Source organism: Novosphingobium umbonatum (assembly GCF_004005905.1).
GTDB lineage: Bacteria > Pseudomonadota > Alphaproteobacteria > Sphingomonadales > Sphingomonadaceae > Novosphingobium > Novosphingobium umbonatum.
Map to the genome: position 1 here is coordinate 1 of NZ_SACO01000019.1, position 12,686 is coordinate 12,686.

Below are 12,686 nucleotides of genomic sequence, written 5' to 3' on the forward strand. Positions count from 1 at the left end.
CACCCCAAAATCCAGAAAGGTATAAACCCAAAGCTTGACCTTGACCGCCATGGGCAGCACATAACCCATACCCACCCGGGTCAATTCTCAATGAAAATCCCGGGTCAATTCTCAGCGCAACTCAACAATCGTGGCCATGGGAACCTCCAAGCCTTCAAAATAGCAAAGATTGGCAAACTTTGTCAATTAAGCGCCCCCTGCCCTACCGAATAAAGGATGGACGACTAAGCCGCCAACGCCTCCACGATCTCGCGGGCGCTGTTCACCGGCATGAAGAGCCGTGTCTGATAGGCGATGATCTCGGTGAAGCAGCCCTTGGCCTTCCGGGAAGGCAAAGCGCGCAGATCAAAGCCGATGACCTCAAGCCGCTGCTCGCCGTTGACCCGGGAACGCTTGAGGCTGGTGCCGGACAAGGCATCGCTGGGCACCACCTTGCCGCCCAGCGCCGCATCGACCAGTTGCTCAGGCGACAGCGCAATCCGATCACCGATGCCCAGCTTGTCGAGCAGCATGTTGACCGCCTCGGCGGGCACAATGCGTCCCAACACAGACCGGCCATCCTGGGTGACGAGGCGACGCACCTGCGCCTCATCGCCCAGCAAGTTCCAGATCGGCAGCAGGCGGCCGGTCGCGAGATAGAAGCGCTCGGTATAGGGTTTGGCCGCCAGATCATCGGCCTCAGCCTGCCAGGCCTGCTCGAAAGCCTCGCGCTCGCAATCATCCCAGTGGCTCTCGGCGAGTTCGTCAGCGGTGAGCCAGCTTCGCCCACCAGGCCGGTTCAGCGTGAAACTGGCCACCGGCGTGCCATCGTCCATCAGGCGCGTGCGATCTGGCATAAGCACAGCCACGCGCGACGAGCGGCCATTGCGCAGCAGCCGGGACTTGGGGCCGATGCGCTTCACGGTCTCGGCAAGCGGAGTGAACTTGGGCGCCCACTGTGCTTCGAGGGTCACGGTCGCATCGGGGAACATGTGGCGCAGGATTTCCTGGCGGACGGGGTCGATCTCGTTGAGGTATAGGCTGCTGGCCTGTTTCGCCCAGACAGCCAGCATTCCAGTGCCTGCGCTGGGTTCGAGCACCACATCGTCAGGTTGGATGTCGGCAAGATGGGACGACAGCTACGCCAATCCCAGTGGCGTGGAGAAATGCTGATGCTCAACCTGCTCTTCGCTGCGAACAGTCTGGGTTGGGAGGCGCGCTTCGAGATTGTGCAGGAATGGGAGTGCCTGATCGGCCAATGACGGGACCGATTGCCCGGCGAGCCAGCAAAGCACAGCCATTTCCAGCATCTGGAAGCTGTCGCGCTGAGACCAGGCCGCGGAGGCCGAAGTGCAGCCGGTGGCCTCCTCTATGACCTGATTGACAATCCGTCTGCCGAGTTTTTCGCCGGCGGATAGATGCGGAATTAAACGACGATAAGCGGCAGCAAGCTGGTTTAAATAAGCTGCCGGCTCCAGTGCGTTGGGATGCATGGAAAATCCTTTCGGGTTCAGGGAACTCGAAAGCTATTCCTCCCGCTCTCACTTTGGAGATTACGCTCAGAACCGATTGTCGGATTCAAGGCATCGTTATCGAAACCAGTCGTCCGCGCCCCCTTGCCACATGGAGCTTGCACAACGAAGCTTGGTCACGCTCTGCCGGAAACAGTGTGCCGCATCGTTGGACTTTACGGCCATTACCCCCTAGACGGTTTTGGTGGCGGGCTCATTTCCAAAACCCGCCAATCTCCTGTCTGGGCGCTGTACCTGATTTCCGACTGCTACTGGGCCGATAACGGACTGGCGGGTTTCGTAGGCTCAGGACCAATTGATGGTCAGGCGGTGATGTGATTCAGGCTCTGCGAGGAGACTGATGATCAGCGACCTATATTGGCTGACGGACGAGCAGATGGCTCGTCTGTCGCCCTATTTTCCCAAGAGCCACGGCAAGCCCGGGGTCGATGATCAGCGTGTGCTGAGCGGGATCATCTTCGTCAATCGCAACGGGCTGCGCTGGCGGGATGCGCCGAGGGAATACGGGCCGCACAAGACATTATACAATCGCTGAAAACGGTGGGGGGGCGATGGGCGTGTTCGCCCGGATGATGGAAGGTCTGTCGGCTCAGAGGGCGGAGCCCCAGACTGTCATGATCGACGCGACCTATCTCAAGGCTCACCGCACGGCTTCCAGCCTTGGGGTAAAAAGGGGATCTCGGGCGCCTGATCGGACGAACCAAGGCGGCATGAACACCAAGCTGCACGCCGTCACCGGTGCCAATGGTCGCCCGCTGAGTTTCTTCATCACGGCGGGCCAGATCAGCGATTACGCGGGCGCTGCGGCTTTGCTTGATGATCTGCCCAAAGCCCAGTGGATGCTCGCTGACCGGGGCTATGATGCCGAATGGTTCAGGGATGCGCTGGAGCAACAGGGCATCAAGCCATGCATCCCAGGCCGGAAATCGCGTTCCTTTCCAGTCAAATACGACAAGCGCCGGTACAAACGGCGCAATCGGATCGAGATCATGTTCGGCCGCTTGAAGGACTGGCGCCGCGTGGCAACGCGTTACGATCGCTGTCCCACAGTCTACTTCTCCGCCCTCGCTCTGGCCGCCACCGTGCTCTTCTGGCTGTGATCAACGAGTCCTGATCCTAAGCACGCAAAACCCGGCGCGGTTCATTCCGCGCAATGGCACGAAATCGTGCCTACACATAACAAATCGAGACGTGAGGCCAATAACAATGAAAGGGATCCTCCCGCGCAACGTAATCTAAAACCCCTCCAAAATTGCTTGGAGAAGGAAAATTCATGAGAGCACTCACCACCCTAATCGCCGTCTTCTTTATAAATGACCTCGGCGTTCTTCAGGCTCAACCGATGATTACGCCGCCACCGCCCAGCGCTGGTTTGCGCGACCCGATCTCCCTGCCCGGTGACAATCTACCTCCGCCTTTGCCGGCCATGCTAGCGCCTCCCCGCGCGATCAATCCCAATATCCAACGCGCGCAAGAGCCCGCCTTGCCACCGGCTCCACCGCTGGAACTTGCCCTCATTGGCGCCAAGGCTGCCCTGGCCTATTGTCATACACAAGGTTATGAAGTGGGAGTAGCCGTCGCCAATGCGCAAGGAGGCATCGTTCTTGGCCTGCAAGCCGACGCTGCCCATCCCGGACGGGTATATAATGCCATGCGCAAAAATCTGGTGGCGGTTGCCTTTGGCGAACGCAGCGGAGCCATCCGTGACAGACTGCGGGCAAAAGATTACGCCACACTTGCCATGGTGCAACCCAACATGACCCTTTTCCCCGGCTCAATACCCTTGATGCAAAAGGGGAAACTGGTTGGCGCAATTGCGGTCAGTGGCGGCCCCGCCGGCGAAGTTGACGAAACTTGTGCGCAGGAAGGCGCGAAGGCTATGGAACAGGGCCTGAAATGACCAATCCGGGCGAGCTGCCGGAAATAGGCGCCCGCCCGGATTTCTTAGATTTCAGCCGTCTGGCCAATCCGTTACGGAAGCGGAATGTCCGTGACAGGACGGGCAGGACGCGGCAGGATCATGGAATAAAGCACCAGCTTACCATCCACTCGGCTGACCGTATGCGGCGTATTGGCCGGTATCATGATCATATCCCCCGGACCTACCTCATAGGTCCGCGCGCCTTCCACCTTGCGTGAACTGATGGTCGGGCCTTCATAGGGATTGTCCTTTTGCGCCACAGGATCGATCAAATGGCCCCCCACGGTCATCGCGCCAGTGCCTGAAATGATCACAAACATTTCGGCATCTTCCAGATGCACATTGATGCCGCCTTGGGGCACATTGCGATATTCCATCGTTACACGATGGCCTTGCTGGAACAACAGGGGCTCACCATCATAGGGGCGCCCTGCGGCCACTGCGGCATCGGCGGCTGCAATACGGGCGGCGATGTCTTTGGCGGACGTATATTCCCGGGGAGCGGCAGGCATGCGCTTGGGTCCATTGCCAACTTGCAATGGCAGCGTGGGTTTTGGGGCTGGTGTGGGCACATTCTGCGCTGCGGCGGGGCTGGCCACCACAGCCAGCATGGCCAATAGGCGGAATTTCATGGACATTCTCCTTTGCATTCAGTCCTTGGCCCGCAGACCACCGCTTTTAACATCCACCGCAGCAGGCGGGTGAGCCGCTATCCAATCCATGCGGGCCAGATCCATTCGGGCCTTGGGCGCCTTGCCACCCCAAATGGCATAGTCGGGGGCCTTCTCGTTCCAGACAGGCCATGCTTTGCCCGCGATCGGAGGCACGCCTGTCCGGGCAAAAGCGATAAGGCTGCCCAACATGGCCTCGGACAGGGCCTTGTCATCGGCGGTCCAATCCCGCGTAGGGCGGATCAGGTTGAAAGCGTCCAGCGTTCCAAAGAAATAGGGGATATCAGCATTGTGATAGGCACCCACGCTGGCGGTATCCTGATCCGCGATCACTACACCAGCCCGATAGGGATGGCGGCGGGTAAACAGGGATACATAGGTCGGCTGTTGATTGTAGAGCTTGTTCAGCACCGCACAATCGCGCGATCCGGCCAGAAATCCACTTTCCATCGCCGCCTGCCTCGACACAATGGGCACATCGCTGTCTTGGCGAACGGGGTAGAGACGCAGGAATGCCTCGGCGTCCTTGCCATACATCCTTGCCGCCAATTCCCGATATTCGGCCAGATTGCGCGCCTGCGTCAGTGGGTAGCGTAAAGCATCATTGTCATCGCTATTGGAATTGGCGATCAAGGGCACGGCGCTACCCTGATGGTTGCGCAAACCCTGCGCCACAGTGCCCGGCCAGAAATAGCCGTCCATGACGCGAGGGATGGCCACACCCGCTGTCACGGTCAGGTTCTGGCTTTCGGCCTGCTGGCTCAGGATCTGGTCGGCAGGGGCCTGACGCAAAGCATGCAGGTTGGCCAAACCCAGTCGCTTTTGCACCTCAAGACCTGTTTTCTCGCCCTGCGCCAAAGGCACGCCCTCGCGGGTCAGATTGCATCCGCTCGACAGGACAGCGCCGCGGAACAGCCCTTTGGACAAGGGGCTCATCACCTGCGCGGCAACCGAGGACGCCCCGAAAGACTGCCCCACCAGAATGACCTTTTCCGGATCGCCGCCAAACGCGGCAATATTGTCATGCACCCAACGCAGCGCAGCGTTCTGATCCAAATAGCCATAATTGCCCGAATGGCCGCCCTGTTCGGCACTCAATTCGGGATGGCTCATAAAACCCAGCAAGCCGACGCGATAATTCATGTTGACGAACAGCGCGCCATGGCGGGCCACCGCCGCGCCATCATAATGGGCCATACCCGCCGAACCGATCGTGCCTGCACCGCCGTAAATAAAGACGATCACCGGCAGCTTGTCGCCCGCTTTGGCGCTGGCCGGTTTCCACAGGTTGAGGTTGAGGCAATCTTCGCCGCTGACCTCTTCGCCGAAATAGTGGTTGATGTCATGGCGGCGCAGCATCTGGATGCACTGCGCCCCCTTGCGGTCGGCATTCCACACGCCTTGCCATGTGACCGGCTGTGGCGCCCGCCAACGCAAATCGCCCAAGGGCGGCTTGGCATAGGGAATGCCCAGATAGGCGTCGACGCCTTCGTCCAGATGGGTTCCGGCGACAAGGCCGGATGCTATCCGCACCGGATCTCCGGCCACGGGCGTCATACCCACCGGCGCACCGGCCAAGGCCGCCGAAGACAGTATGACCATTCCGGCCCCGGCAATTGCCTGTTTCATACCTGTTTCCAGAAAAAAGGCGGGCGTCTGCAACAAACGCCCGCCTGAGAAGCATCAATATTTTACGCGGACACCGGCCAGGAAATAGCGGCCAATGAAGTCATCCCCCGGCACAAAGCCCTGCCCCGGAAGAATGCCGGTCTGATAGGGCGGCGGCGCCTTATCCAGCAGGTTCTGCACGTTAAAGAACAGCTGATAACGGTCGCTGTCGGGCAGTTTGAATGTGACCGAGGTATCGAGCCACATGGCGGCGGGCACAGCCTGCGCGAAATAGGTGCTTTGGTCCGGATTATAGCGATAGCCCGAACGCCAACGCGCACGCAGGTCGGTGGTCATCCAATTGGTCGGCTCGACATGCAGATTGGCATTCACGCGCCATTTGGCAGCGATATTATTGACCGTGCCATTGGCATTGGACGCCCCCGCCGCGTTGAAGGAAACCGGCGTCCCGCTGGCGCCCGGTTGCTGGCCATAGATGATTTCGGGCTGCCACGTGGTCATCACGCGTAGGCTGACCGGACGGCCGGCCACCCGTGTGGCATAGTTGATATCCGCGTCCAGCCCCTGCGTGGTGATTTCGGCAAAGTTCAGATTCTGGGTCAGCCAGTAATAGGGCGCATTGCCGACACTGGTATCGCTGTAGCCATTGGGGCGCGGTTGCAGCGAGCAGAAAGGCGAGGCGCCGCCGCTCGACAAACAGGCCTGCTGGATCGCGGGCTGAAAGCCGCTGACCGACTGGATCGCATCGGTGATGCGGATGTTGTAATAATCCAGCGCCACGCTGAAACCGGGCATAAAGCGTGGCTTGAACACCGCGCCCAAGGTCCAGGTGTGGCCAACTTCGGGACGCAGATTGGGATTGCCCTGCGTGCGCGATTGCAGGAAGGAGGCGCCGGTCAAAAGGTCGGCATTATTCGCCACCGTCACCGTGGGCGCCTGATACAAATCGTTGAGCGTAGGCGCACGGAAGTCCCGGCTGATCGTGCCACGCAGGCGCAGGTCGTCGGTCACCTTCCAGTTAAGGCCGCCCTTCCACACCCAGGCGCTGCCCGTGGTGTTATAATGGGCATAGCGCAGCGCGCCCGTCACACCCACCATACGGCCCAGAGCCGAGTCCTTGAGCAGCGGGACATCCACTTCGACCGCCACTTCCTTCACCCTCTGCACCTTTTCGGCCATGGGCGAGAAAGCGTTTTGGTACAGCGCCGTCGGGGTCAGCGGGGTGGTGGTGCCATTGGTGTTGCGTTGCAATGCGCCGACCGGAACGCAATTGCTGGCAAAAGTGGTTTGCGTGGCGGTATTGATCGGATTGATCACCAGACCCGAGCAATTGGCCGTGTCCGACGAGGCGACATCGACCGTCTGGCGCAAGGAATTGGTGCGATATTGCGCAGACACCGCAAAACGCGCGTCCCCTGCCCCCAGATCGAACAAACGGCCGCCCAGATGGCCCCCGATATCAAAGGCCTGATTATAGGACCACAGATGGGTTGTGCCCAAAATATAGTTCAAGGAATCCTGACTGGCGGCGGTGGGACCGAACAGGTTGATCGGCTTACACGAGGCATCATCATTGCTGGTGATCGCGTCGGCATTGATGCCACAGACGATCTGCCCGCTGCCATTGGTCACGGCATCGGCCGCAGCGGCCAGATGCTGGTTATTGATATTACCGCTCAGCGCCGTGCTCAGCTTGGCCTTGCCATAATTGAGGCTGACATCCCAGTCGAACCCGCCGAATTTACCGTCAAAGCCGGTGTTCACATAAAATTGCTCGGTACGCACATCTGCGGTCAGGCGCTGGGCATTGTTGAACACTTTGGCAAAGGTGAAGTAATTCTGCCCCGCCGCAGCCAGTGCCGTCTGCATGGAGGTTGGCAGATAGGGATTGTTGGCGCGGATGGTGAAATTGCTGAACTGAGCATAGTTGGAATAGGACGTGTTGTCCTTGATGCTGACCAAGCCTTGCAGGTGGTAATTTACATCGGGGGACAGCTTATAGTCAAACCGCGTGAAGCCCTGATGGCTGCGCTGGGTCGCGCCCAAAGATGCATTGTTGTAAAAACCATCCCCGCCAATCGACAGATTGGGCGAGGCCGTCACCGTTCCGGCATTGAACGGGCTGAGCACGCCATTGGCGTTGAAAGTGGTGTTATTATACAGGCCCGAGGTGATCTTCCCGCCATAGGTGGCGCTGGAATTGCGCGCGCCCGATACCAGCACATAGGGATTGTTGATCGTGCCCGCCGCACCATAGGTGCTGGTTGGCGTTTTCAGGCCGCCATAGGCATAGTCATAGCCGAAATCGCGATCAGTACGATAGAACAGCGGGTCGGACGAGAAATAGGTATAGCTGGCCTCGATATGGGCATTGTCACCCAAGGCCTTACCCGCGGCAAAGGCGGCCTTATACTGCGGCGCATCGCCGCGCTGGGAAATACCGGTCTGGGCCTCGGCCTTGAAACCATTGAATTTGCGATTGGTCACGAAATTGACCACGCCGGAAATGGCATCCGAACCATAGACTGCCGAAACGCCGCCAGTGACCACATCGACGCGCTCGATCAGCATGTCGGGCACGATATCCACGTCCACCACGCCATTGAACAACGCGGTTGGCAAGCGCTGGCCATCGAGCAGGATCAGATTGCGGATCGCGCCAAGGCTGCGCAGGTTAAGCTGGTTGGCAGCGCCATTGCCGCCTGCCGCATTTCCTGTGGTGGCCACCGAAGTGCCCGGCCCGCGCGAACCGGCGAACACCGGCAAAGCGTTCAGACCATCGGCCAACGTGGTCGGGGTTTGCTTCAACAATTCCTCGGTACGAACCAAGGTAACCGGCTGCGGCGCACTATCGCCATTACGGACGATCCGCGATCCGGTGACGATAATATCGGCATCCTTGGGCGCAGCCTCAGTCTGCGCCATGGCGCCATGCGATGCCCCCAGCAGCAAGATTGCTGCTGCCATGCGCGCACAAACGCGCTCTCTCTGTTGGAAAGTCACAGACTTCTCTCCCTGTTTGCGTTGCCCTGTTGCGCGGGCAATCGCCTAATGCCGCCATTTGCGTTGTCAATATTGTTAACAGAATCGTTTCAACGCCGTCAAGCCATGCATGCCGATGGTGCTCATGCGATTCTGTGATGGGAAATTAAGCGCAACAATCCAAACCCAACCCAAATCGAGGAGGATAAGGCTGGGCACAGCGTGGTGGTGAATAGCGGCACCGACCGAACCATCACGAAAAGGCAAGGCATGGCCCACGGCCTTATGCGGGACCCAAGGAGAGTTGGCCGCCCGCGCATCCTGATAACGGCCGATGCTCAATTTCGTGATAGGACTGGCCTGTTGCGGTGGGCGCTGCAATATTGATAACAACATTGATGACATTTTTAAGAGAGGGTTTCCTGCATGCCACCCCCCACCAACGATCCCCAGTCCAGTAGCGGGCTATCCAGCCAAAAGGCGTGGTCCATTCTCTGGCTGCTCGCGCTGGGGGTATTGATCGCCTATGTCGACCGTACCAGCATTTCTTCTGCTTTGGCCGACAGGGGTTTTGCCGCAAGTTTCAAGCTGGATAATATGGACCGCGGCTGGCTCAACTCGGCCTTTTTCTGGACCTATGGGCTGGTGCAAATGCCCGCAGGCTATGTGGTGGACCGCTATGGCGTGAAAGTGCCCTACACGGTCTGTTTCGTGCTTTGGTGCGGTGCTACGGCCGCCACTGGCCTGACATCTGCTTTCAGCGGATTGTTGATCATGCGCCTGTTGATCGGCGCGACAGAGGCGATTGTCATGCCGGCCAGCTATCGCTGGATCCGCAACAATTTCAAGGAGGGGCAAAGCGGCACGGCGGTGGGCATTTTCGCCATGGGCAACAAATTCGGCCCCGCCCTGGGCGCGCCTGTCGCGGCATGGTTGATCGTCCAGTATAATTGGCAAACCATGTTCCTGTTGACCGGTGCGATCGGACTGGTTTGGCTGGTGCCGTGGATGGTGATGGTGCGCAACGATTGGCCCAGTGCAGAGGAAATGGTCGTCGCCAAACGTACCGCCGGGTCGATCAGCATGGGCGCCATCATGAAAAGTCCGGTGGTGTGGGGAGCGCTGATCACCAATTTCTGCTATGGCTATTTCACCTTTTTCTGCATGACATGGATGCCGTCCTATCTGGTGGAAAAGCGGGGACTTTCGCTGTCCAAATCGGGCCTCTACACCTTTTTCAGCTTTGCTGGCATCGCCCTTGTCGCGCTGGTGGCCGGTTGGGTGGCCGACCGGATGATTGCCAAAGGCAAAGACGCCGTTCTGGTGCGCAAGCTGTTTGTAATGGCCGGTTTCGTCGGCGGCTGCACCGTGCTGCTGGGCGCGTGGTCGGCCTCTTTGCAATGGGCCTTGTTCTGGAATGTCTTTTCGCTTTCCTGCCTTGGCCTAGCCACGGCCAACAATCTGGCCTTGTGCCGCTTGACGCTGATCCCCAAGCCTGCCGTAGGTATGGTGACCGGCATCCAGCAAGTGGCCACCAGTCTGGCGGGGGGCGTATCGGCCAGCCTGTCGGGATGGCTGCTGGACGTGAGCGGAGGCTATGACCTGCCGATGATGGTCATCTTTGCCTTCCTGGTGGTGGGGGCGGCCAGCACTTGGATCCTGCTTCGGCCGGAATGGGCACCAAAAATCATCCAAGTATGATTATAATGGCCTGTCCGACACTCAAGCGGACAGGCCATTTCCTTTTACAGCTTGCCCAATTCCACCTTGAGCCGCGCCAGAGTGGCCTTCACTGCCGCAATATTGGCAGGGTTTGGATCAGCCGGATCCTCGCCCACCCGCAGATAGGCATGATCGGCACCCTCCAGCATGATGGCTTCAAACCGGTTGCCCGCCTTGCGCATCGCCTCTTGCGTGGCAGGCAAAGCCTTGATCACGCGCGTATCCTGCGTGGGGTAAAAGCCGAAGACGGGCACTTTGATCGGGCCGACCGGCAAAATGCCCGGCTCGGGCGTGCTGTGGAAACGGGCCTGACGCGTGGTGGGCGGGCCGACGTCATAGAACACAAAGACGCCCTTCAATTCCGGTTTGGCACTTGGCCCCAACACATAGCGGAACGCCGCCCCGCCACTCCAACTGAGGCCGACAATGGCGAATTTGCCATTGGATTGCGGCAATTTCAGCCCATAGTCCGCCCAGGCATTGATATCGGCATCCACCTCTGCATCCTCCAGCGAGGTGGAGGTTTCCCCCGCCTTGCTGCCCATGGAACTGGTGCCGCCGCCATTGGGGCCATAGCCCGACAGGTAATCCGGCGCGATAGTGACATAACCCATCTGCGCAATTTCCACCGCAGTGTTGAGCGTTGAATCTGTCAGGCCGAACACCTCATGCCCGACCAGCACCACCGGCGCTTTGCGTTGGCCCTCGGGATAGGTCACCATGGCCTTCAGGCTGCGGTTGCCGCGCTGGATTGTCACCCATTCCTTGCGCAAGGGGGACAGGGCAATCTTGCGCGTGGCCCAAGCCTGATTGCGCTGTTGCTGTTCGTAGGTCTGCGGCCCGCGCATGGGGGCGGGGACGGCGCCGGGATCCGTTTGGGCTGTGGCGATCGGGGCACAGGCAATCGTGCCCAACCCGGCGGTGAGAACAGCCAGAGTCGTCCAGCCTGGATGGCGGTATCGTATGTTCATTTTGCCTCTCCGGAAACAGAAATTCACCCGATGCCCCTTGCGGAAACCCCTGCCATTGGGGTTCCATTAGGGTGATGAGGCCTATGCTTTACCTGAGACCAATGATTGTCAATAATATGTTTGACGTTATTGTTATAAAAAGCAATGCCGTCGCGTCAGCGCGCTGACCATTCCCAAAAACAGAGAGAGCCGCCGCCGCGTTCCAAATTCGCGTGCCAGCGGGCTCTCCACAAACGGAGCCTGATCATGCCCTTACCCAAGCTTTTGCTGCCTACACTCGCCATGGCGACACTGGCACCGCTGCTGCTCGCGCCCGCCGCGTCGGCACAAAATGCAACGGGGCAAAATAATACAGCGATGCCCAGCGCCGCCGAACAGGCCGCGGCAAAGGAAAAGATCCTACGCGAGATCATCGCCTTTGAAGAGCAATTGGGGCCGGACACCTGGCGTCAGGAGCGCTTCAAGCTGACACCGCGCAAACACGAGATGGTCCATATCAACGCCAATGGTCGGCGGCTGAATGCCTTTGTCATCTATCCCGAAAAAGCTACGCCCCCCTCACCCGCCAAGGTTCCGGTGGTCATGCTGTTGCCAGAGGATCAGGGGCTCAACATCTGGGCCCGCGATATGGCCGATCAAGTGGCAGCCATGGGGGTGATCGTGGTGGTGCCGGACATTATCTCGGGCCAAGGCCCCAATGGCGGCGGGCGCGATTCCATCACCAATCTGCGCGATGTGTTCCTCACCCATTTCGGCATGGCGGGCAAGGATACGCAAATGAGCGCCGATCTCAACGTCTGGGCCGACTACGCCAAGGCTTTGCCGCAGGCCAATGGCAAGCTGGCCGTGTTGGGCTTTGCCTGGGGCGCAGGACGCGGCATGTATTTTGCGCTGCAACGCCATGACCTGTCCGCTGTCTACGCCTTTTACGACGCAGCCCCCCCGCCCGAGATGCTGGGCACCATTACTGCACCGCTTTATGGCTTTTACGCCCAGAATGACGCCCGCCCAACCCGCTCGCTGCCTGCCACCATTGCGGCGATGAAGGCCTTGGGCAAAACCTATGAACCGGTGATCTATCCCAATTCCGACCACATGTTCATGCGATTGGGCGAGGAACCGCGCGAGAAGAACCCCGGCAATGCCATCGCCCGCGCCGCGGCCTTGCTGCGCCTGCGCGAATTGCTGGGCCGGTTAATCGACTGAACACGATCATCGCAGCCCATAAAAAAAGCCCGCCTGTCGCGCGACAGGCGGGCTTTTTTATTAGATCAAGCGC

At 59.3% G+C, this 12,686-nt stretch carries 10 protein-coding genes and 1 pseudogene; 5 read left to right on the plus strand and 6 right to left on the minus strand.

The features are described 5' to 3' along the window. Positions 1–213: hypothetical protein (locus tag EOE18_RS18700; RefSeq protein WP_220446034.1), on the plus strand; the 213-nt coding region annotated here is incomplete at its 5' end. Positions 214–224: 11 nt separating this feature from the next. Here the strand turns inward: EOE18_RS18700 and EOE18_RS16810 are convergent. Together EOE18_RS16810 and EOE18_RS16815 are read right to left on the minus strand one after the other, a co-directional pair. Continuing rightward, positions 225–1,052: a hypothetical protein gene (locus EOE18_RS16810; RefSeq protein WP_246027518.1), complete on the minus strand. Its 828-nt coding sequence runs from the start codon at positions 1,050–1,052 to the stop codon at positions 225–227. 66 nt (positions 1,053–1,118) lie between these two features. Continuing rightward, positions 1,119–1,472 carry a hypothetical protein gene (locus EOE18_RS16815; RefSeq protein ID WP_127711680.1) on the minus strand — a complete coding sequence of 118 codons (354 nt, stop codon included), beginning with the start codon at positions 1,470–1,472 and terminating at the stop codon, positions 1,119–1,121. Positions 1,473–1,854: 382 nt separating this feature from the next. Between EOE18_RS16815 and EOE18_RS16820 the strand changes: the two are divergent. Both EOE18_RS16820 and EOE18_RS16825 read left to right on the plus strand, forming a co-directional pair. Continuing rightward, positions 1,855–2,611, plus strand: a pseudogene (locus EOE18_RS16820) (IS5 family transposase). Positions 2,612–2,784: 173 nt separating this feature from the next. Next, positions 2,785–3,411, plus strand: coding sequence for a GlcG/HbpS family heme-binding protein (locus tag EOE18_RS16825; RefSeq protein WP_127711682.1), 627 nt, complete (start codon positions 2,785–2,787; stop codon positions 3,409–3,411). Between the two features lie 71 nt (positions 3,412–3,482). Here the strand turns inward: EOE18_RS16825 and EOE18_RS16830 are convergent, their stop codons facing one another. From EOE18_RS16830 to EOE18_RS16840, 3 genes are read right to left on the minus strand one after another with little or no spacing between them, the layout of a single operon-like run. After that, on the minus strand, positions 3,483–4,064 hold the full coding sequence (locus EOE18_RS16830) for a cupin domain-containing protein (RefSeq protein WP_127711684.1): 582 nt from the start codon (positions 4,062–4,064) through the stop codon (positions 3,483–3,485). A gap of 18 nt (positions 4,065–4,082) precedes the next feature. Next, positions 4,083–5,732 (minus strand): carboxylesterase/lipase family protein, encoded by a 1,650-nt coding sequence (locus EOE18_RS16835; protein WP_127711686.1) that lies wholly within the window; start codon positions 5,730–5,732, stop codon positions 4,083–4,085. A gap of 54 nt (positions 5,733–5,786) precedes the next feature. Continuing rightward, positions 5,787–8,699: a TonB-dependent receptor plug domain-containing protein gene (locus EOE18_RS16840; RefSeq protein ID WP_127711688.1), complete on the minus strand. Its 2,913-nt coding sequence runs from the start codon at positions 8,697–8,699 to the stop codon at positions 5,787–5,789. 441 nt (positions 8,700–9,140) lie between these two features. On the opposite strand from EOE18_RS16840, the gene EOE18_RS16845 reads away from it, so the two are divergent. Next, positions 9,141–10,415, plus strand: a complete 1,275-nt coding sequence (locus EOE18_RS16845) for an MFS transporter (RefSeq protein WP_127711689.1) — start codon at positions 9,141–9,143, stop codon at positions 10,413–10,415. A 44-nt stretch (positions 10,416–10,459) separates the two neighbouring features. Here EOE18_RS16845 and EOE18_RS16850 read toward each other — a convergent pair whose 3' ends face one another. After that, the gene (locus EOE18_RS16850) at positions 10,460–11,407 is read right to left on the minus strand and encodes a dienelactone hydrolase family protein (protein ID WP_127711691.1); all 948 of its coding nucleotides are present in this window, start codon (positions 11,405–11,407) and stop codon (positions 10,460–10,462) included. Between the two features lie 246 nt (positions 11,408–11,653). On the opposite strand from EOE18_RS16850, the gene EOE18_RS16855 reads away from it, so the two are divergent. Continuing rightward, entirely contained in the window at positions 11,654–12,613 is a 960-nt protein-coding gene (locus tag EOE18_RS16855; protein ID WP_164852802.1) for a dienelactone hydrolase family protein, read from the plus strand. Positions 12,614–12,686 lie beyond the last annotated feature (73 nt).

What these genes read in the sequence shown, in the direction of transcription:
- EOE18_RS16855 (WP_164852802.1), top strand. Translation starts at nt 11,654, where the DNA reads ATGCCCTTACCCAAGCTTTTGCTGCCTACACTCGCCATGGCGACACTG.
- EOE18_RS16825 (WP_127711682.1), top strand. Translation starts at nt 2,785, where the DNA reads ATGAGAGCACTCACCACCCTAATCGCCGTCTTCTTTATAAATGACCTC.
- EOE18_RS16835 (WP_127711686.1), bottom strand. Translation starts at nt 5,732, where the DNA reads ATGAAACAGGCAATTGCCGGGGCCGGAATGGTCATACTGTCTTCGGCG.
- EOE18_RS16830 (WP_127711684.1), bottom strand. Translation starts at nt 4,064, where the DNA reads ATGAAATTCCGCCTATTGGCCATGCTGGCTGTGGTGGCCAGCCCCGCC.
- EOE18_RS16845 (WP_127711689.1), top strand. Translation starts at nt 9,141, where the DNA reads ATGCCACCCCCCACCAACGATCCCCAGTCCAGTAGCGGGCTATCCAGC.
- EOE18_RS16850 (WP_127711691.1), bottom strand. Translation starts at nt 11,407, where the DNA reads ATGAACATACGATACCGCCATCCAGGCTGGACGACTCTGGCTGTTCTC.
- EOE18_RS16840 (WP_127711688.1), bottom strand. Translation starts at nt 8,699, where the DNA reads ATGGCAGCAGCAATCTTGCTGCTGGGGGCATCGCATGGCGCCATGGCG.
- EOE18_RS16815 (WP_127711680.1), bottom strand. Translation starts at nt 1,472, where the DNA reads ATGCATCCCAACGCACTGGAGCCGGCAGCTTATTTAAACCAGCTTGCT.
- EOE18_RS16810 (WP_246027518.1), bottom strand. Translation starts at nt 1,052, where the DNA reads ATGCTGGCTGTCTGGGCGAAACAGGCCAGCAGCCTATACCTCAACGAG.